Source organism: Yersinia sp. 1652 StPb PI (assembly GCF_041538345.1).
Classification (GTDB): domain Bacteria; phylum Pseudomonadota; class Gammaproteobacteria; order Enterobacterales; family Enterobacteriaceae; genus Yersinia; species Yersinia enterocolitica_E.
In genome coordinates, this window is record NZ_JAULSM010000001.1 from 3,375,431 (window position 1) to 3,396,870 (window position 21,440).

The window sequence follows — 21,440 nt, forward strand, 5'->3', positions numbered from 1 at the left end:
TTCAATCAGACTGTCTTAATAGCGATAGGTTCACCGGCCATTTTCTTTTTCAAAGTACGCTTGGTGCGGTCAATCACCTCACCCGCTAACTGGCCACATGCAGCATCTATATCGTCACCACGCGTTTTACGAACAATGGTGGTAAAACCATATTCCATCAATACCTTAGAAAAACGATCCACCCGGCTGTTTGAACTACGGCCATAAGGTGCGCCAGGGAACGGGTTCCATGGGATCAAGTTAATCTTACATGGTGTGTCTTTCAGACATTCCGCCAGTTGATGAGCTTGTTCCACGCTGTCATTGATGTGATCCAGCATAACGTATTCGACGGTAACCCGCCCGCCATTGGCTTTGGATTTATCCAAATAACGCCGTACCGCAGCCAGGAAGGTTTCAATATTATATTTACGGTTGATTGGCACGATTTCATCGCGGATATCATCGGTCGGCGCGTGCAATGAGATAGCCAACGCCACATCAATCATATCACCCAGCTTGTCCAACGCCGGAACCACGCCGGAAGTAGACAAGGTCACACGGCGTTTAGATAAGCCGAAACCAAAGTCGTCCATCATGATATCCATGGCCGGCACCACGTTATTCAGGTTGAGCAAAGGTTCACCCATCCCCATCATCACCACATTGGTGATTGGGCGGATACCGGTGGCTTTTACTGCGCCGATAATTTTGGCCGCACGCCATACCTGACCGATGATTTCCGATACCCGCAGGTTACGGTTAAAGCCCTGTTGTGCCGTGGAGCAGAATTTACACTCCAGTGCGCAGCCTACCTGGGATGACACACACAGTGTTGCGCGGTCGCCTTCCGGGATATAGACGGTTTCAACTTGCTGATCACCAACTTTGATGGCCCATTTAATGGTGCCATCCGTTGATCGCTGCTCTTCAGTCACTTCCGGTGCACGGATTTCTGCTACCCGCTGCAATTTGGCGCGTAGCACTTTATTAATGTCGGTCATTTGCTCGAAATCATCAAAGCAATAGTGATATATCCACTTCATGACCTGATCTGCCCGGAAAGGCTTCTCGCCCATTTCGGCAAAAAATTGGCGCATTTGTTGACGATTTAAATCGAGCAGATTAATTTTGCCAGTGACGGGCGCGGTGGTGACGACCGTGCTGTCAGGCGTAGGGGCAGCAGCAATTGGCGCTGATGAAGTTAGTAATTGTTCAGACATGAGTTGTCGTGGCCTCGTTGTTACACTTTACGGCGCTGCGCTTTAAACCGGATAGGCTTTCGAAACGGCGATAAATAAATAATAGAACGCCCCGGGAGAGATGTCTCCACCGGGGCGCGGCATTGTACAAATTTTAGAGCATGGATTCCATGATTGGAAAGGTGTCCGGGCAACTTTATTGTTTCAGTTGATTAAATCTCGGCCATTCCTACGCAGAATCAACTCATTAGCGACGGGGGAAAATCTCATCCGCAGCGAAGAAATAGGCAATTTCACGCTGAGCTGATTCAACCGCATCAGAACCGTGTACTGCGTTAGCGGTAAAACTGTCGGCAAAGTCAGCACGCAAAGTACCCGCCAGTGCGTTATCTGGGTTAGTAGCCCCCATGATATCGCGGTTGCGCTGAACGGCATTTTCGCCTGCCAGAACTTGTACCATAATTGGGCCAGAGGTCATAAATTCAACCAAACCATCGAAGAACGGGCGGCCTTTATGTTCTGCGTAAAAACCTTCTGCTTGTTCTTTGGTCAGGTGCAGCATTTTTGCAGCAATGATTTCGAAACCAGCACTTTCAAAACGCGCATAAATGGCACCAATGTCGTTATTGGCAACAGCATTGGGTTTGATGATGGAGAAAGTACGTTCTAAAGCCATGATAACCTCTATTGAATTTCTAATATTGACCGGACGTGGAACCTGCCCCGCTAAATACCCTAAATAAGGATATAAACTTGGCTGGCGAACGGTTCCTTTACTACAAAATTATGCCGACCCCTGTACAGTGGCCGCCGATTATAGGTGCGTGATTAACGCTTGCATACGGGAATCACAACATTTCATTAAAAAATATTTATCTTAATTACTCATTTTTACGCACAACTCACACTTTGCATAAAAAACCGTTTGTCATACTCGCAGTGTTTTGTAGGCAAAACGTTATTAATATCAAAGTTCATTGATAAATTGAAAGCCTACCTTTTTTTTCACAATGGCTGAAGGTTGGCTGATCACATCCGATACCAGTGCGCGTTTCCCTTTTTTGGCCAAATAGTCGGCTAATGCTCTGATAGCCGCGGTACCTGCGCCTCTGATAGTGCCTTCAGCCATTGGATAAAGCACGTAAGCTGGGTCAGTCAATGAACCGGCAACACCAACATCAAACTCATTAATATCCACTGCCAGCGTGATGCTAATGACCACCCCTGATAAACGAACAATCACATAGATATAATCATCGCGGGCCGTTCTTAGCCAACTCTGCACCACGTCACTCACCAGACTCGAGGCGGAAATAACCGCATCCATCCCTTTATACACATTGGGATTGTCAATGCTTTCAATATCCGTCTCAGTTTTCAAGGTGTGCCAGGCCCGACTGTAAACTCGTTCCCATTCTTCGATATACGGGAGGATATTGTGCCTGGCAGACAGCGAGTTTTCGGTAACGCCGCTAATGATTTCAATATCAAAATGCATTTCAGGCTGTTCTAGCCATTGACTGTTTTCCCGTCTTCTGGGGATGGTTTCGACAAACTGGAAATTTTGCAGTGCCAACTCATAGCGTCCTTGAGGTAGTATTTGTGCTACTTGTGGTATTTCGGCGCTAGAATCCAGAACATTACGATATAAATAATCGGCATAGCTGAGCTGTGAAAAATCAAATGCTGTTTTTAACAGTATCGCATTATCAATATTATTAGCGACATAGAGCTGGACACTTTCAATAAACCGCGCATCGGTCACTGTGTCTGATGCCGCATAGCCGGTATCGCCTGCGCTGATAATCCGCTCAATAACCCGACCAAAATTTTCGGCGTTCCAACTGTCAAGACTGTCACCAAAGAGCATGGTAAAGTCAGTCAAAATACTCAATGTCCAATCAATACAAGGGGGAATAAGCTGGCGGCGAAAACGTAGATGAGGCAGCACTTCATCTTTCATTGAAACTTTACAGGCCAGCGCACTGGCCGGTACCGTCAATGATTTCCCGTTCATATCAGAATTAATTTGAGTCAATATGCCAACCGCCTCAGTTGGCAGCGGTGCCAAGAACACGTCAGCAGACAACGCTTCATTCGTCATTAATTTAGGGAGGGGCTTCGAAGAGCCGGATACTTGCAATATCTTATTGTTACCGCCACTGAAAAAATCATAAATATTGGTGACAAACTGATCTGCCTGATTACACCGCCCTTGGACAACATAATTATAAATATTAAGCAGGGGAAGTAACCAGCAAGCGCTTTTCCCAAGAAAACTGCGCCCTGCCCGACTTTGATTTTTTTCAGCCGTCAGCACTATTTTATTTATAATTAATGGTTCAGTTTTACTGTTATTATTAATGAAGAATTTAACATCCGTTTTATCCGCATCGAATAAATAGGTGATCAATGGATAGTAATCGACTGCCTGTTCGCCAATAGATTCCATAAATTGAACTTCGAAATAACCACCATTAAATGTCGATAACATTGATAATGTATCGCTTTCATCGCTCAATTTGAATATAGCGCTATTATTACTGCTTTCATGAATGAAAAAAAGCTCACGATCCATTATCTTAAATATACCACCATCGACTATTCCTACAGAATAATTATTTTTACTATCCAAATGAAAACTGACCAAGGTTTGTTTTGAACCTATTCGTTCGTCACCCCAATAGTCACCGAAAGTGTATTGTATCGGGATAATCATCTTATCTTTTACAACACAATATTGGTCGCAAATAAAATATTCTTGCTGAGAAACCTGAATGCTACTAATATCATAATCCATGCCTATTTTTTGCAAGTCAAAAGCTGAGTAATCATCAGTCAGAATAAAGTAATCGCCACTATAATTATCATTTTTATAAACTGTCACTTGGGTATTTTGTGGTAGTTTTATCGAACTAATTTGATCATTAAGTGGGTTTAAAATATGTGATTGTTTCCTACGGCGATCAGTATTATTGAAAAGATCAATGTATTCGTTACCAGATAGGCAAATTGATTCACCTAAAAAGTTATCTTTCTCATAGAAACAGGCAGCACTTCTAACTCTAAAGGAACTAATTTCATTATTTAAATCAGCCCAACTGCGGGAGGAGAGTAAATCGACATCATCTCTAAATGTTAATGCCTTGCCTGAGAAATTATTATTTTCATAAACCGTAACAATCATACCCGATGGAACAAAAATAGATGATATCTTGTCATTCCATTCCTCCTTAAGATCACCAATTTCTTGTCCTTGGCTGGCACAAATTGATTTACCCAGATAGCCACCATCAGCAAAGAAACACACTTTTGTCTGTTGAGCAGAAACGTTTGCAGTTAATATTAGCGTGAAAAATATTATCAAGTAATTATGGTTCATCTAATAATCCCCAGTAATAAATGACAGTGTCAAAAATCGTGATGTGATTACTTTATCTAGCTAATAAAAGCATTGATATCATTTTATTTATCACAGGAATGTTATTTAAATGACAAATACAAAAACCAATTAACCATTGTTATTAATTAGTTTTATCAATATTACTATTCCATACGGAAAATTATATTACCCACCTGGCCACTTTCATCCAATACATTAAGCTGATAACCTCCCGGCACAGATAAGTTTTGTACCCATGATTGATTATTCTCGGTCACCGCTACTTGCTCACCATTGAGGAACCACCAATGTTGACCTCTCCCGCCTTGCGCCACCAGGCGCAGATCAAGGCTATTATGACCAGGTAAGCGCTTAACGACAGCACCATCACGTATACCTAAAATCAGTAATGGCGCAGCACTACCTTCCCCTTGCGGTGGACATTGCTGGCTTGCGGCGGGTAACCGTTGATTACGCCGTTCAGCCAGTGGCAACCATGGCTCCAGTGGCAGTGGCCACAAGGCCACTTGCGTTGGCTTGGCTCCTAAGCAATCCGCGGCAACCCGCTCGCCTTGCTGATTTAGCCAGATACTGAGTTGACTACCCTGCATATTTTCCTGGCCGGGTGCGGTCAGTGTGGGCGGTACCGTGCCATCGAGCACCCAGCTTTGACGCCGCTGTCGACAGTTGCTATCACCAACTGCTAGCGGTTGCCCACCCGGCCAACAAATCTCTTCCCGACTGACTGACGATGGCCTCGGATCTGACGGTAAGCTGCGGATGCTTTGCTGCAATCCTGCCATCAACAAGTTATTGACCTGATTAAGTATCGGTATTGCGGTGGCATAACCAAACTGCCCGGCAACCGGAGTGCCATCTGGACGCCCCACCCACACGCCTATTGTATAACGCGCATTGATGCCAATAGCCCAAGCATCACGATAGCCGTAGCTGGTACCCGTCTTCCATGCCAGTGGTACGCTGGCCGGCAGAATATCATCCGGTAACGGTCTGGCTTCACCGGCCATAATACGCCGGATAATCCATGCCGCTCCCGGTGAGAATAGTCGCCGTTCTTGTATTTGTTGCTGCGGTTCAAAACGCAATGTTGCTGCCATTCCGCCACGGGCGAAAGCGCTATACGCGGCAACCAATTGATCCAACCGTGAACCGGTTCCACCTAAAATGACCGCCAGACTGGGTTCACTGTGAGAGGGGAAACGTAAGTTCAGACCACCATTGCGTAAATTGGCGGTAAAACGTTTTGGGCCATAGGCTTCCAGTAATTGAACCGCCGGTAAATTCAGCGAACGCACCAGAGCTTCACTGGCACTGACCGGCCCATGGAATCCGGTATCAAAATTGCCAGGCCGGTAATCACCAAAGCGGCGTGGCACGTCCTGAAGCAAAGATTCAGCATGGATCAGGCCGTCATCCAGTGCCATGGCATACAGGAAAGGTTTGAGTGTCGACCCCGGTGAGCGCCATGCACTGACCATATCCACATGACCAAAGCGGCTGTTGTCCTGAAAATCCACCGACCCAAGATAAGCGCGCACCTTCATCGTGGTATGGTCAACCACCAGCAAGCCTAGCGAGGTTTTCTCAGGTAATTGGTGACGCCAACTCGCCGCCATATCTTCCAATTGACGCTGTAATCCGGTATCAAGCGTGGTGTGGATCACTTCGCGCTGATTACCACTGGTTAAACGGCGAGCTAGCAAAGGAGCCAATTGTGGCATCTGACGCGGTGCCAGCCAGACCTCTTCTTGTTTAATATCAGCCACATCCTTTGCTGTCCAAACCTGATAATCCGCCAGTCGGGTTAACACTTTGTCTCGAGCAGCCTTTGCCCGTAGAGGATAGCGATCGGGACGTAGCCGACTAGGGGCTTGCGGTAATGCTGCCAGCAATGCGGCTTCTGCCGCGGTTAATTGAGAGGGCGGCTTAGCTAAATAGGTCCAACTGGCAGCGCCAATCCCTTGTAGGGTGCCACCAAATGGAGCGCGATTAAGGTAGATCTCGAGAATTTGAACTTTGGAAAAATGCCATTCCAACTGAAAAGTACGCCAGACTTGACGCAATTTGCCAGCTAACGTGCGCGGATGTGGGTCGATCAAGCGGGCAACCTGCATAGATAGCGTGCTGCCACCTGAAAGTATCTTACCAGCGCGCAGATCCTGCCAGGCGGCACGAGCTAGCGCCAATGGGTTTACCCCGGGATGAGAGTAAAACCAGCGGTCTTCAAAAGTGAGCAGTGCTTGCAGATAATACGGCGAAACCTGACTCAACGTCACCGGATAACGCCATACGCCGTCAGCATCGGCAAAACGCCATAACGGTGTGCCATCTTCGCCTACCACTACCCGCGCGACCTGGACCTCGGCCAGAGGCAATGGCCAAAGTCTATCTGCCAGCCAAAGAGTGGCCGGAAACAACACCAGGATAAGCGCCAACGCCCAGCCCATACGCCGATAGCGGGAATAGATATTTTTGCGCATGAATCGTATTACTTCCCCTGACAACTGTTTCGCCACTCAGGGGAAGTGAGTATTCACTTAACGATTTCAAGCTGCACTGGAGTACTCCCCAGCGCACGCCAATCGGGTACATACATCGATTCTACTTGTGGTGCAGGCACCTGGTAGAGGCCTGGTGTGACCGCCCGCGCCAGATAGAGCAACGTGGTGTGACGGTAACCATCGAGATTGACGGCAGCGACATAACGATCATCACGAAACTCCTGATGTTTGATATCCGATTGCTGCATATCCTGTAATAGCTCAGTCACGCTGCTGGCACTCTCTCCCAAACTGGCGCTGCTATCGCCCAGATTCTGGTTTTCCAGTTCCAGACCAGCAGGCAGCAAATCAACCACCAGCGCATCCGGTACCCGCCTATCGGCCCAAACATCCAGATGCACCAAGACTAACTCACCACTTTTCAGTTGTGATAACTGCAACGGATTGCCATCTAGCCCAATGTAGCTACGAGTGATATGCAAATTATTACTGAATGGTGCAGGGGTTTGCTGCGGATATCCCACCACAGCAACGCGGCTATACAATGGCGTATCACCCCGATTTTGCAGTTGCATCCCCGCGGCCAGTTGTGATGCTGACCAGTTTTGGTTTAACGCGGTACTTTGGGTCAGCGTCACGCTATCCGCAATTGGCTCAGCTTGTGGCGCAATAGCAACCTGCCACGGTGTTTCAGCGCCATTCATCAAGGTACGCCCCGCAAGGAATATAGCATTGCTCTCCTGCGTTGACAGATAGTTGCGGCTGGTCAAGGCATCAGACAGGGCCAGCAGACGACTATCACGTGCTTGCGGCAGTAGATTGTTGTCAGTTAACAGCGCCAGAATAAGAGCATCATCGCGTATCGGGCTACCGTAATCTTCCAGCCAGTAATCTTTGTCACTGCGTGTGGTATTTAACCCCTGAGTAATGGCTTCTTTGGCACGCGGCATGTCGCCCATCAATTTCAATGCCACACCCAACTGCACCAGTGGTAAGCCAGAACGCGCTTCACTGTTACGGCTATATAACTGCCGTAATGCACCGAGCGAAGCCTGCTGCTGCTGCGCCAATACCAGCCCCGCATAGGCTTGCACCGCAAAACGGGTATGCTTGGTTTGCTCGCTGTAGCGAATTTCAACCTGATTAGGATCCTGTAAATAACGCTGTAATCGGGTATTCGCCGCCGTCAGTGCCGCCACAGGCACGCTGTAGCCTTGTTGGCTGGCACGGTAGAGGAAGTCAGTGGCATAGGCGGTGAGCCAGAACTCTTCCGGGCTGTCGTTGCTCCACAAACCAAAGCCGCCGTTGTAGCGCTGCATACTGAGCAGATGCTCAATCCCGACATCAATCGTCTGTCGCCGTTTTTCATCGCTATCGGCCTTGATACCCAGCGCAGTCAACTGTGCATGGTTGCTGTACAGTGAGGGATACAGTCCACTGACTGTCTGCTCCAGACAGCCATAAGGATAGGCGTATAACTCGCTGATATAACGTGCCAAGTTGAGAGGTGGGCGGCTGGTTATCAGCAGTTGACCTTGTAATGTTTCAGCACTCAATCCCGCCGTAGCCTGCGCGGGCAGGCTCCAGCTTTCACCACTGCGCAGCACATTAGCGAAATGGCGCGTTTGGGCCGGATAGGCTGGCCGCACGCCGATTTTCCAATGATGCTGGTAATCTGGCAGTTCTTCATTTGGCAGTACCATGCCACTGATCGTCAGACCAAGATCACCTTGCCCAAACCCGTTCAGCGCCCGAACCGGGATCAGTACCGTTTTACGCTCACCATTCGCCAGCGTAACTGACTGAGCTTGCGTGCCATTTAGCGCCAGTAAATCACTGGCGGCCAATTTCAGCGCTAAGGTTTGCGCCTGACCGGATAAATTACTTAAGTCCAGAGCCAGTTGGGTACTGTCGCCACCGGCGAGAAAACGTGGCGCTGCCAGTTGCGCAATCAATGGTGCGGCCACCACCACTTTCGATTCTGCTTTGCCGAAGTCTTCATCACTCCAGGCTTGGGCCATTAAACGTAACTCACCGTTAAAGTCTGGAATCGCCAGCTCAACGGTGCCTTCACCCTGCGCGTTTAATGTCACCGGTTGGGCTTGCTGCGCTACAATAGTCACTTCGGTAATGGGTTTCTTGCCCCCGCGGGACAGCGCATCTTCCTCATCGCCATCACCACCAAAACGCAAGCTGGCTAAGCGCCCTTGCCCTTCTATCAATTGCCCATAAACATCATAGCGATCGGCGCTGTAGCGCTTACGGCCAAAAAAGGCGTCGTACGGATCTGGCGTGACGTAATCCGTAATATTCAAGATCCCGCTGTCAACGGCTGACAGCAAAACTTGCACTTTTTCCGGCAACGGCGCGCCGCTCCGGCTGGCCTTCACTTTTACCGTTAAAGTTTGATTGGGCCGGATACGCTCGGGGGCATCCAATTGCACTGCCAACTTGCGGGTTTCATCCACCAACGGCAGATGCAATAAACCAATCGCCCGTTTTGGCGTCGCCTGTTGTGATTTATCACCCGGGCGAATCACTGTGGCACTGAGATACAGGTCATGCCGATTCCACTCTTTGTTAATCGGCACGTCGACCTCCGCGCCACCCGCAGGAATAGTCACTTCCTGCCACCACAGCGGGCCGTCGCTGGATTCCACCAGCAGATAACCATTACCCGCCGTTGGCGCTTCAATATGTAACTTCACTTTTTCGCCCGGGCGGTAAGCGGGTTTATCCAACGTTAATTTGACCTGATCAGGACGCACCGCACCACTGCCAGCGGTGTTATCCTGCCAACTGTAACCGGCCCAGAAGCGAGAACTGCTCACCAGCGAGTTATCCTGATTACTGACCTCAATTCGATATGCGCCCCACTCCACTGGGAAACTGACTTTAGCACTCCCATTGGCGGCGATATTCACGCTTTGTTCCGCCAGAGTCAGATCTTTTTTATCAAACAGCGACTGCCAGCCATCACTTTCTGACCACTGCCAGTAGTAATCACGCCGCTCACGTACCAACTTAACTTTAATGCCATTGGCGGCCAGCTTTTCGCCGCTGGCATTAGCATAGATAATTTCAAAATCAGCCTGCGTATCTTGATCCACCATCGCCTGTGATTTATAGCTGTCACTGCGGTAATCATAAACCTGCTGTTTATTGAACAGCGGGCGAATACCCGCCAGCGCATCAGCAGGCCACACCGCTTGCTCAGCACGGCGTGTGACTGGCCGCCCACCCGACTCCAACAAGCTGGCCTGTAATATCAATTTCAGTGGCGATTGGGCATGCTGCCAACTGTTATCCACCGCAACATTCGTCTGCCCCTCGTTATCTAAGGTGGTATCAAACTCATCTAAGGTGCGGGAGAGGTTCTCTTCGATAATCGAACCAAATTCAAAACCGGGCAGCGTGGCAACAGCTTCACGCAGTGGGCGCAGGAATAATTGGCCTTGCAGACGGTTGCCCGAGGCCGGGGCACCATATAAGTAACGGCCAGTGACGGCAAAGCTGGCTTCACTGTCCGTGGCGATCGGTTCTTTACTGGTAGCAATATCGAGCGCCATACGCTCTGGTAGAAAATCCTCTACCTTGAATTTGTACAATCGTGGCTGGTTATCACCCAAATTCAGGCGCAGTGACCACTCGCCAGTTGGGCCACCTTCAGGTATGGCATATTGGTATTGATACAGGCCATCCTGTGGTTGCCAGGTAAAGCTGCGCACCACTTGATTATCCGGTTTGAGGATATCGACTTTAACGGGTTGGGTTGTTAGGGGTTTACCGTCGGCATCGCGCAGTAACCCATTAACAATTAAGGTTTCACCTGGCCGATACAAGTCGCGCGGGCCAAAGACAAAGAACTGCTTCTGGAAGCCCTCAGGACCGGCAATATCAAACTCGGCCAGATCCAACGCGGGTGCATTAAGGTCGATCAGACTGGTCTGCCCATTTTGCGCGGCGAGCAGCAGTTTGGCGTTAGCGTTTTTTTCCAACTGCGCATGGCCCTTGCCGTCGGTTTCGGCCTGAGTCAACACCTGGCCTTTATCATCCAACAGTTGCAGTGACACGCCTTGCAATGCCGCACCACCGGCTAATGCCTGAGTGAACACATCCATCTGGTTATGGTAGCTATGTAGCGAAACACCGATATCACTCAGGGTAAATAAGGTGGCAGCATTGGTATAGCTGTAGTGACCGGCTTGCTGCATGACGGCCAGATAGATGCCGGATTCTTGTAACGGCTTGATATCGGCTAAGGGCAACAACAGCTTTTCACGGGTATTAACCGCAGGATTGAGATCAAAACGGCCGGTATAGACTAAATCAGCCATTTTCAGCAGTTCGTCCGACTCCCAGTTAGAGAGCGCACTGCGGTTCTGCCAGTTAGCGAGGAAGTTAGCCAGGCTGCTTTGCTTAATGCGAAAAAAGTTAACATCGACGTTATCAACATTGAGCGCCATCACCGGCAAGCCCTGCGCCAGTTTGCCCGGCAGCAAAGAGCCTTTACTGGCAAAACCGACACTCGGTTTAATATCACGCGTGGTGATTTGTTGCTGTTGTTGTGCACCCAGTTGCGCGCCACCGACCCCTTGCAGCGTGCTGTCGACAGTCAACAGCAATTTACGCTCCGGTTTGAGGTGGCGTAAACGCAGCTCCATTAGATTGTCGGATAGCTCCCAGGCACCGTCGATGTTGCCACTGACGGTATCAACCAGATGCACCTGCGCGGCGAAATCCTGATTTGGATTCAGTGGCTGCGAGAAGGTCAATACCATGGCACTGGCCCCGTCAAGTTGCAGTTCAGAGGCATCCAGCAAGGTGAGCGGCTGACCCGCATGGCGTTTTGCCAGTGCCGCCAGCGCCACCGTATCTTGGGGTTTACTCGCCGGTGTTTTGGCCGCCGAGGTACTGGTTTGAGTCGCAGGTGGTGTGACCACACCCTTATTATTGCTGTCATCACAGGCGGCTAATAACAACGCCGCAGCGACCACTATAGTCGTTCGATACCCTTTAATTCCTGACATTAACCGACGCAAACCATTGTGATTCATATCTTGCTCCCTGGCTGATAGCAAGATTATAGCATCGGTATGAAAGGGAATATAGGGAGGGAAGAATCAAGTGATTATCTTGATAAAAAAATGCGCATTGGCTCGCATTTATATCTATTTTTCTAAACAACACACACCAAAAACCTATTTAATATTTTTTTAATAAAAATTAAATAATTCAACCCATCAATGAACCACAAGGCAAAACTTAAAATAAAAACCAACAAAATCAATAAATAAAAGTAAAATAGCCACAAAAAAAATAAAATTAAAAATAAAAATAATATAAACCACCTGTATTAATATTTTAATAAATAGGAATACCCAACACACTTCTTTATATTTCATCCAACATTTTGTCGTTATTACCCCTCTTGAGTATTTCGTCTTTTAAATTCATCTGTAAATAGGAATGTATAAACCATGGGTCATCGCAACACATTAAATACACGTTTATTGCCGTTATCTATTTTGGTCTCATCATTGATATCTGGTGGGTCAATTGCTGCGTCAACATCTGCATTTACACCCGGTGCAACTCTCGGTATGGGCAATGGTGGCAGCTTCATCGTAACCACTAACACCGTGGTTAACACCAAAGCCCCTGAAGATATCTTGCTGGAAAGCATTGCTCCTGCGGGTCAACCAATCACACCAGAGATGATCACTCAGGCTGAGTCGCAAATTGCGACAATGCAACAGAATCACCAGCAGCAGACTAAAGATATTGAAAGCAGCATTGCTACATTAGCACCTGCACAACAAAAACAAGCACACAAAGAACTAGACAAATTTAAAGATGTATTTGAAAAAAATATCAAGCAGTTAGAAGCCGTTATTGCTTATGCAAAAGACAAGACCGAAGACAACAAAAACAAACTCAATGCAGCAGCAAAAGATGCCTTTACAGCCTCACTCAATAACAAAGCGCCGGGGCAGTTCACCGCTGAAGAAGCCAACTCACTGTTTAATGCATCATTAACCAACGACAACTCAGCTATTTCGCCAGAACTTGAGCAAAAAACCACGGCAGTCCAACAGCAGCAACAAGCAAGCCAAAATACCCTGACTAAGGTGCAAAATTACCTGACTCAAGGTGTGATTAGCCAGGAACAAAAAGAAAAACTGGCAGCTTATTTTGCTGAGAAACAAGCTAAGTTCAACGAGCTGGCTGTTGCTAAGCAGGCAGAGGAAGAAGCCAAAAAAGCAAACATCGAGGCAAAAGCTGATGCTGCAGTCTTGAATGTTAAATCCGTTCTTCTTAAGACAAGTGTTGAAAACGCTGAGAAAGAAAAAACTCAAGCTGAAGATAACTTAAAACAACTTGATACTGAAAAAACCACGGCAATTAAAGCTGTCAATGCAGCCTGGGATGATAAGACACCAGATCTTGACAACGAGCTACAAAAACTGATTGATGATCCAAGCACGCCTGTGGACAAAAAAACCGAGGCTGAAGACGCGCAAAAGGCCATCAAGGATGCAGCGGCAGCACAGCAGGTAGCTGATGACGCAACCAAGAAACATCAGTCTGCCGATGATGATTTTAAAAACATTGAGCTTAAGGTTACTGCTGCCAATCAGATTAAAATTGACGCTGCGGCTAAACTCGCTACTAGCACCACAGAAATGCAAAATGCGACAGCAGCATTAGCTAATTTACAGAAAGTAACGACTACGACTGTTGATATACCTGCATTTGAGCAAAAAATTGCCAGCGCTGAGCAACAAACCGTCGATACGGGAACCTTTGCACTCGATACCCTGGTATCGGGCGGCACACAAAATGTGGAAAAAGACGGCGAAATCATTGGCAGCATTGTTAGCGAAGATGGCACCGTAAAGTTGGCGCTTGGCGCACTGGCAAATAGCACTGTTATCACCAAAGGCATTATGGAAAATAACGGTGGTACGGATAAAAATACCAATGTTGGTGCAGAAGGTCAGTTGACCCTTACAGGGATAAGTGACACTGAACGAGCCATATCAGAAGGGGCTATTGTTGCCAAAGGCGGCCAGGTTACAGCGGGAGATTATTCTGTTGTCAGTGATCTGGTCAGTGAAGGTGATATTACTGCCAAAGATAACGCTATTATCTCTAAAGCTATCATCAAGGGTGGGAGCTTAACCCTGCAAAATAAAGCCATTGCCATGGATACCACGCTGAATGGCGGTGTTTTCACCGTTGAAGCTGGCGCAGGAGCGACAGATACGACTATCAATGGCGGCGAATTCGCGGTTAATGACAAGGCCAGTGCTTATAAAACCACACTTGAGAACGGTACCTTCACTCTGGCGAGCGGTGCCACAGCAGAGTATACCACGGTTAATGGCGGCAAGTTCGTTGTTAACGATGGTGCCACGGCCGAGCATACCGAACTGAATAACAGTCATTTCGAGCTTGCTGGTAGCGCAAACGCCCATCATACCACGGTTAATAACGGTGCAGAATTCACCGTTAGTGGCGATGCGAAAGCTGACAACACCACGGTAAACGGCGGTATCTTGAAGCTTAAGTCGCGCATGCAAGCCAATAAGATACTGGTTGAAGACGGTTATGCGCTGATCTACAGTTCGCTGAAAGACGCGGAGTTAAATGGCGGTACCACCATTTTCACCCAAACTGCCGCTGTCGAAGGGATCATTAATGCCAACCAAGGCAGTTTCCTGAGCGTCCATGACGGTGCAGTAACCCAGCATGCAGACCTGAATTTAGCCGGTAACATGGTACTGGTGGCCGAAGATGCACCTTATGTCAGGCTACACCCAACTTCCCGTGCGGCCTTTAGCGCCATGAATGGCAAACCCGCTAAATTCGCCTTTAAAGATGTCACGCTGGCGGGAGGTTCTATCGATATGAGCCAAACGAAAGCGCAACTGACCATGAACTCATTGGCAGGTAACGGTAGCTTTAACTTAGGTTCAGCCCTGCACAGCCATACCACGGCACCACTGAATGTAACGGGTGATGCTGATGGTGATTTCAACGTTCAGATCGATGCCAGCGGTGTTGCTCCGGCTAACCTGAATGTCGTTGATGTACAGGGTACCAATAACGCGCGCTTTGCACTGGCTAATGGCCCGGTAGATCTGGGTAACTATAAGCACAACCTGGTCAGTGATGGTCAAGGCGGCTTCAAACTGGTAGCCGATAAAGCAGCCCTGACACCAAGTACTGCGGGTGTGCTGGCTGTCGCCAATACCATGCCGGTTATCTTTAATGCTGAATTAAGTTCGATTCAGAATCGTTTGGATAAGCAAAGCTCGTCAGCTAACGAAAGCGGCGTGTGGCTCACTTACCTGAACGACAGCTATAACGTGAAAGGCACAGCGGCCAACTTCAACCAGAAGTTGAATGGCATGACTTTAGGTGGCGATAAAGCCATTGATTTAGGTAATGCCGTATTCAGTGTGGGTAGTTTCGCCAGCTACAGCAGCTCAAATATCAAATCGGATTACCAGAGCAGCGGCAGTGTGGAAAGCAACTCATTGGGTGCTTACGCGCAATATTTGGCTAACAGCGGTTATTACATTAATGGTGTGCTGAAAACTAACCAGTTTAAACAGAACCTCAGTGTGACCGCTAAAGACGGCAGCGCCACCGGCAATACTAACTTCTCCGGTCTGGGTCTGGCCATGAAGGCAGGTAAACATATCAATATCAATGAGATGTATATCTCCCCTTATGTCGCGCTGAACACCTTTAGCTCCGGTAAGAGCCAGTACCAACTGTCTAACGGTATGGAAGCACAAAGCCAAGGCGCACGTTCTACCACCGGTACTCTGGGGATGAACACCGGTTATCGCTTTGTGCTGAATGGTGGTACTGAAATTAAGCCTTACGCTATCTTCTCAGTGGATCATGACCTGATGGCAAGTAACAAGGTGATGGTTAACAACGAAATGTTTGATAACAGCCTGAAAGGGACCCGAGCTAACGCAGGTGTGGGTGTCAATGTAAACCTGACCTCTAACCTGTCAATCGGTTCTGAAGTGAAAGTCTCTAAAGGTAAAAACATTGCGACCCCAATGACCATTAATATGGGCGTTGCTTACACCTTCTAAATAACACGTTAAGTTCTTCATGTAGCAATGAGAATTGTGTGTCAAAAAAGGGAGCCACTTACGGCTCCCTTTCCTATAGCTAGCTAATCTGGCCCGCCAACAGCGAGTTAATGGCTGGTCGAGGGAATAACATTTCTCAGCCAACTGCCCCAGCGGCGCTGATAAAACGCCTGCGTATGGGTCATCAGATAGTGGCTTACCCCACGCTCTTTCTCATTAACCAGACAGAAATCGACCGGGTGTTCATCCGGTGCATGGTCACTGGCCACATTGCCCGCTTCCTGAATTAGCTGATCTATCTCTTCGGGCGAACCATCCACTTCCAACCCAATCAGTAAGTTAGGTTGCTCATCCACACTTTTATCATGCATCAATGCCAGAAAAGCACGCCGCACCGGTTTGCGCTGGCTAAACAGTTGGATCAAAGCATCAACCATCGCCGCCGGATACTCTTCCGGCTGGCCCAACAAGATTTGGCTCTCTTTATCCACCATCATTTCAGCCGGTTGGGCTAAACCGCCATTTTCCAATAGCATCGCCACTTCTTGCGGCCAAAACTCTTTGCCATGTTCTGATTTCGGGTTCAGGAACAGATGTGCACCCTGTGTCATTTCAAATAACACCCGTACTGGCATAGCAACAAAAGGCTGCTTTTCGAGGTCAGTTTGCTCATCCTCAGCCTGGCTCAGCGCCTGTTGCAATACTTCTGGCGAACTGAAAAAAGGAATTACTGATTCACCATCCTGCTTTTCCCAATGTAAAATATTGACCCCATTGCCCGCAGTGAAGGTCATCTCACTATCCTCACCGCCCGGTTCTGAGCCGGCCACCAGCACTAACACTGTGGCGTCCAGTAACGTGCGGAAAAAAGCAGTGCGATAAATTGACTCAGTTGCCGCCAGTTTTAGCAACGACTCCAGACTCTGGTCCTCATCATGGTGGTGATCGTGGTTATCATCGGCAGGTGGTTGTAGCAAACTCATCTTGTACTCCGAAAAACGTCAAGCAGATCGAACAAAGGGACGTAAATACGCCCCATTAGTAGCTTACAAAGCCAAACGAAGGGGAAGCGCACCGTTCGGGTCGTAGCGGCGTGAGCCGCCGGAGTGCCCGTAGGTGTGCTTGCCCCTTCATTCACCAAACTTACTGTTTTGCTTTCGCCAACAACAAATTAGCAATAGTACGAACACCTAAACCGGTAGCACCGGCAGACCATTGTTCAACCGCACTTTTACGGTAAGTGGCAGAGCAGTCAATATGGAGCCAACCTTGTTGGTAGTTTTTCACAAAATGTGACAGGAATGCGGCGGCAGTACTGGCACCCGCACTGTAGGCAGCGCCCGCCACATTATTCAATTCAGCAAAATTAGATGGCAACTGGCTGCGATGAAATTCCGCCAAAGGTAAACGCCAGAAAGGTTCATGTTCACTTTGCGCGCTGTTCAACAGCGCTTGTGCCAGTTCATCATCAAAGCTGAACAGAGCATGGTAGTCGTTACCCAATGCCGTTTTGGCCGCACCGGTTAAAGTGGCAGCATCAATAATCAGCGGTGCGTTTTGCTCGGCGGCATCAATCAGGCCATCAGCCAGTACCAGACGCCCTTCAGCATCGGTATTCATGATTTCTACAGTTTTACCATTGCGGTAACGGATAATATCACCCAGTTTAAAGGCATTACCGCTAACCATATTGTCGGCACAACACAGATACAACTTCACACGCTGTTTCAAGCCACGCGCCGCCGCCAGGGCCAAGGCTCCCGTCACGGTGGCTGCACCGCCCATATCGGATTTCATCGAGTCCATGAACGCACTCTGCTTCAGGCTGTAACCGCCGGAATCAAATGTAATTCCTTTACCTACCAGACAGGCCATTACCGGCGCATCAGGATTACCGGTTGGGTTATAATCCAAGGCCAGCAATACCGGTGCGCGATCAGATCCACGACCCACGGTATAGATCCCAGCATAGCCTTGCTCGCGCAGATCTTCGCCTTTGGTAATACGGTAACTGACCGCATCGCACGAGACGGCACACATCAAATCAATGGCATTTTTAGCCAATTGCTCTGGACCTAGGTCTTCCGCCGGTGCGTTGATCGTGTCGCGTACCCAATCGATAATTTTTATGCGTTGTTTCAGTTCAGTTTTTTCGTTCTCTGGCAGTTCTGCCCACTCCACGCTGCGCTGACCTTTTGGCCCACGGAACCCTTGCCAAAATGCCCAACTTTGCTCCAACCCCCAGCCCTCGCCAGCCAGTTTTATGTGCTTGATTCCCTGCCCATCTATTTTGCGTGCAGCACGTTGAATCGCACCTAATTTACCGTTGTCCGTCAGGTGGATAGTCATCCCTTCAGCATCGGTACTCAACAGCGCTTTCTCGCCCCAACGGGCATCTGCCGGATTATGCGACAGGGATACTTGCATCAATTCTGTTGTCATTATTACCTCGTTATTATTTTTTGCTGTATACCCTTCGTCCTTGACGCTACAGGGGTGTTAGCTGCGCGCACTCCCCCAAATCACTTACTTAAGTAAGCTCGTCGGGATTAATGAGCCTCAAAGAGGCTCACCCTGCGGGCTAGCATCAATGCTGTTCAAATCGGTCTTCAACCGATTTGTCGTTCACTTGCTGCCTGCCTGCCTGCAACGCCAATGACTTTGGGTATAGGATATCAGATCAGGTACAAAAAAGGCCGCTTTCGCGACCCTACAATACTCACTCAAACTCATCCAACCACACTAATAGAATGGCCTCTAGCACTTTTTCATTCGATTTCTGCGGATCGTCGTCAAAATCTTCCAGAGAGCAAATCCATTGATGCATATCGGTAAAACGCACGGTTTTCGGATCGGTATCCGGGAATCTGTCGTAGAGTGCTTCACCGATTTCCCGAGTATCTTGCCACGTTAAGCTCATATCAATGCTCCCGCGCATGGTTAATGGTATAACGCGGGATCTCAACTACCAAGTCTTCGTCGGTCACTCTGGCTTGGCAGCTCAGGCGGCTCTCCGGCTCCAGACCCCAGGCTTTATCCAACATATCATCTTCCAACTCACTGCTTTCTGGTAAGGAATCGAACCCTTCACGCACCACGCAGTGGCAGGTGGTGCAGGCGCAGGATTTCTCACAGGCATGCTCAATATCGATCCCATTGCGCAAGGCAACGTCGAGTATAGTCTCACCTTGGGTTGCTTCCAGTACTGCACCATCCGGGCAAAGATCTTTATGGGGCAGAAATACTATTTTGGGCATGATTAAACCTCATCCACTGAATGACCAGCCAACGCACGGCGAATGGAAGCATCCATCCGGCGCGCAGCAAAATCTTGCGTTTGCGCATCTAACGCTTTGATCGCAGCTTCGATTGCGTGTGGGTCGTTACCCTGCATCTGCTGCTGTAATAAGGCCATCGCCTGAACGATAGCGGTACTTTCTTGCTCACTGAGTAATGCTGCATCTTCTGCCAATGCGCCTTGTAAACTCTCCAGCACACGGGATGCTTCGACCTGTTGTTCCGCTAACTTACGCGCACTGACATCACTTTGCGCATTCGCCATCGAATCTTTAATCATATTGGCAATTTCATCATCAGATAGCCCATAGGATGGCTTAACCTGAATCGATGCCTCAACACCGGTGGACTTCTCCATCGCGGTAACACTCAATAGACCGTCAGCATCTACCTGGAAAGTAACACGAATATGCGCACCACCTGCAGGCAGTGGCGGTAGGCCACGCAAGGTAAAACGGGCTAATGAACGACAATCTTGCACCAATTCACGCTCGCCTTGCAGCACATGGATGTTCATCCCACTCTGCCCATCTTTAAAGGTGGTGAACTCCTGCGCGCGGGCTACTGGAATAGTGGTATTGCGCGGAATAACTTTCTCCACCAGACCGCCCATGGTTTCCAACCCCAATGAAAGCGGGATAACATCAAGCAGCAGCATGTCACTATCGGGCTTATTACCCACTAAAATATCGGCCTGGATGGCGGCACCGATTGCCACAACTTTATCGGGATCAATCGAGGTTAGCGGCGTGCGGCCAAAGAATTGCCCGACTTGCTCACGCACCAGCGGCACACGGGTTGAACCACCAACCATCACCACTTCCAGCACCTCATCAGGGGTCACTGCGGCATCTTTCAACGCACGGCGACAAGACATTAATGTCCGTTTGATTAACGCTGCAATCAGCGATTCAAACTGCCCACGGGTTATTTGCCCCTGCCAGCCAGCAACAGAGACATCTGCAACCTCGGCGTCACTCAACGCGATTTTAGCCGCGATCGCTGCATCAAGTAATTGCCGCTGAATACCATGATCATCACGGGAGTCAATACCTGCTTGTTCACGCAGCCAATCGGCTAATAGATGGTCAAAGTCATCGCCCCCCAGGGCAGAATCACCACCGGTTGCCAACACTTCGAACACACCACGGCTCAAACGCAGAATAGAGATATCAAAGGTGCCACCGCCAAGATCATAAACGGCAATCACCCCTTCCTGACCTGAATCCAGGCCATAGGCAATTGCCGCTGCGGTCGGCTCATTAAGCAGACGTAATACATGTAGCCCCGCCAGACGTGCCGCATCTTTGGTACCCTGACGCTGAGCGTCATCAAAATACGCCGGCACAGTGATCACCACACCATCCAGATCACCACTCAGTGCCGCTTGGGCTCGAGCAGACAATACTTTAAGAATATCAGCAGACACCTGGATCGGATTCACCAACCCGCTGGCAGTCTGGATCATCGGCAAGCCATTTTCGCTGGGCTGGAATTGGTAAGGCAGATTAGGATAGCGCTGTACGATATCTGCCAAAGAGCGACCTATCATACGTTTAATTGAACTGATGGTATTGACCGGGTCCAATGCCGCCAGATTGCGGGCATTCCAACCAACATCAATACTATTTGCTTGATAATGAACCACTGAGGGCAAAAGATCCCGCTGTTGCTCATCAACCAGCGTTTGTGCTTTACCGCTACGCACGGTGGCGACCAATGAATTGGTCGTACCTAAGTCTATGCCTGCGGCCAGCCGACGTTGATGCGGCTGCGCAGTTAAACCAGGCTCACTAATTTGTAATAAGGCCATGTTGAACTTCCATCAATCATGAGTCTAAAGAGCAAAATCTATCCGGTGATAGGCTCTGAATTAATCAGACATTACGACAATTAATAAATTGAGTTTTAGTTATTTTATCAATTAGAGACCACG

At 48.7% G+C, this 21,440-nt stretch carries 11 protein-coding genes; 1 reads left to right on the forward strand and 10 read right to left on the reverse strand.

From position 1 onward, the window contains the following. Window positions 1-5: 5 nt before the first annotated feature. From Q2T71_RS15365 to Q2T71_RS15385, 5 genes are all read right to left on the reverse strand, one after another. The gene (locus Q2T71_RS15365; protein WP_372559664.1) at window positions 6-1,202 is read right to left on the reverse strand and encodes a bifunctional tRNA (adenosine(37)-C2)-methyltransferase TrmG/ribosomal RNA large subunit methyltransferase RlmN; all 1,197 of its coding nucleotides are present in this window, start codon (window positions 1,200-1,202) and stop codon (window positions 6-8) included. Window positions 1,203-1,428: 226 nt separating this feature from the next. Beyond that, window positions 1,429-1,857: a nucleoside-diphosphate kinase gene (gene ndk / locus Q2T71_RS15370; RefSeq protein WP_372559665.1), complete on the reverse strand. Its 429-nt coding sequence runs from the start codon at window positions 1,855-1,857 to the stop codon at window positions 1,429-1,431. Between the two features lie 291 nt (window positions 1,858-2,148). Then, complete coding sequence (locus Q2T71_RS15375) at window positions 2,149-4,563, reverse strand: peptidase inhibitor family I36 protein (protein WP_372559666.1); 2,415 nt, start codon at window positions 4,561-4,563, stop codon at window positions 2,149-2,151. 164 nt (window positions 4,564-4,727) lie between these two features. Then, the gene (pbpC, locus tag Q2T71_RS15380; protein ID WP_372559667.1) at window positions 4,728-7,064 is read right to left on the reverse strand and encodes a peptidoglycan glycosyltransferase PbpC; all 2,337 of its coding nucleotides are present in this window, start codon (window positions 7,062-7,064) and stop codon (window positions 4,728-4,730) included. A 53-nt stretch (window positions 7,065-7,117) separates the two neighbouring features. Next, window positions 7,118-12,142 (reverse strand): alpha-2-macroglobulin, encoded by a 5,025-nt coding sequence (locus Q2T71_RS15385; protein ID WP_372559668.1) that lies wholly within the window; start codon window positions 12,140-12,142, stop codon window positions 7,118-7,120. Between the two features lie 423 nt (window positions 12,143-12,565). Here Q2T71_RS15385 and Q2T71_RS15390 point away from each other — a divergent pair, with 423 nt between their 5' ends. Beyond that, a complete protein-coding gene (locus Q2T71_RS15390; protein ID WP_372559669.1) occupies window positions 12,566-16,207 on the forward strand; it encodes an autotransporter outer membrane beta-barrel domain-containing protein in 3,642 nt (1,213 codons plus the stop codon). 107 nt (window positions 16,208-16,314) lie between these two features. Here the strand turns inward: Q2T71_RS15390 and sseB are convergent, their stop codons facing one another. From sseB to hscA, 5 genes are all read right to left on the reverse strand, one after another. Beyond that, window positions 16,315-17,190: an enhanced serine sensitivity protein SseB gene (gene sseB / locus Q2T71_RS15395; protein WP_372559670.1), complete on the reverse strand. Its 876-nt coding sequence runs from the start codon at window positions 17,188-17,190 to the stop codon at window positions 16,315-16,317. A 160-nt stretch (window positions 17,191-17,350) separates the two neighbouring features. Next, the gene (gene pepB, locus Q2T71_RS15400) at window positions 17,351-18,649 is read right to left on the reverse strand and encodes an aminopeptidase PepB (RefSeq protein WP_372559671.1); all 1,299 of its coding nucleotides are present in this window, start codon (window positions 18,647-18,649) and stop codon (window positions 17,351-17,353) included. A gap of 277 nt (window positions 18,650-18,926) precedes the next feature. After that, a complete protein-coding gene (gene iscX / locus Q2T71_RS15405; protein WP_372559672.1) occupies window positions 18,927-19,127 on the reverse strand; it encodes a Fe-S cluster assembly protein IscX in 201 nt (66 codons plus the stop codon). Window position 19,128: 1 nt separating this feature from the next. Beyond that, the gene (fdx, locus tag Q2T71_RS15410; RefSeq protein ID WP_004713939.1) at window positions 19,129-19,464 is read right to left on the reverse strand and encodes an ISC system 2Fe-2S type ferredoxin; all 336 of its coding nucleotides are present in this window, start codon (window positions 19,462-19,464) and stop codon (window positions 19,129-19,131) included. 2 nt (window positions 19,465-19,466) lie between these two features. Beyond that, complete coding sequence (gene hscA / locus Q2T71_RS15415; RefSeq protein WP_372559673.1) at window positions 19,467-21,317, reverse strand: Fe-S protein assembly chaperone HscA; 1,851 nt, start codon at window positions 21,315-21,317, stop codon at window positions 19,467-19,469. Window positions 21,318-21,440 lie beyond the last annotated feature (123 nt).

What these genes read in the sequence shown, in the direction of transcription:
- hscA (WP_372559673.1), bottom strand. Translation starts at nt 21,317, where the DNA reads ATGGCCTTATTACAAATTAGTGAGCCTGGTTTAACTGCGCAGCCGCAT.
- Q2T71_RS15375 (WP_372559666.1), bottom strand. Translation starts at nt 4,563, where the DNA reads ATGAACCATAATTACTTGATAATATTTTTCACGCTAATATTAACTGCA.
- Q2T71_RS15390 (WP_372559669.1), top strand. Translation starts at nt 12,566, where the DNA reads ATGGGTCATCGCAACACATTAAATACACGTTTATTGCCGTTATCTATT.
- fdx (WP_004713939.1), bottom strand. Translation starts at nt 19,464, where the DNA reads ATGCCCAAAATAGTATTTCTGCCCCATAAAGATCTTTGCCCGGATGGT.
- pepB (WP_372559671.1), bottom strand. Translation starts at nt 18,649, where the DNA reads ATGACAACAGAATTGATGCAAGTATCCCTGTCGCATAATCCGGCAGAT.
- iscX (WP_372559672.1), bottom strand. Translation starts at nt 19,127, where the DNA reads ATGAGCTTAACGTGGCAAGATACTCGGGAAATCGGTGAAGCACTCTAC.
- Q2T71_RS15365 (WP_372559664.1), bottom strand. Translation starts at nt 1,202, where the DNA reads ATGTCTGAACAATTACTAACTTCATCAGCGCCAATTGCTGCTGCCCCT.
- Q2T71_RS15385 (WP_372559668.1), bottom strand. Translation starts at nt 12,142, where the DNA reads ATGAATCACAATGGTTTGCGTCGGTTAATGTCAGGAATTAAAGGGTAT.
- sseB (WP_372559670.1), bottom strand. Translation starts at nt 17,190, where the DNA reads ATGAGTTTGCTACAACCACCTGCCGATGATAACCACGATCACCACCAT.
- ndk (WP_372559665.1), bottom strand. Translation starts at nt 1,857, where the DNA reads ATGGCTTTAGAACGTACTTTCTCCATCATCAAACCCAATGCTGTTGCC.
- pbpC (WP_372559667.1), bottom strand. Translation starts at nt 7,064, where the DNA reads ATGCGCAAAAATATCTATTCCCGCTATCGGCGTATGGGCTGGGCGTTG.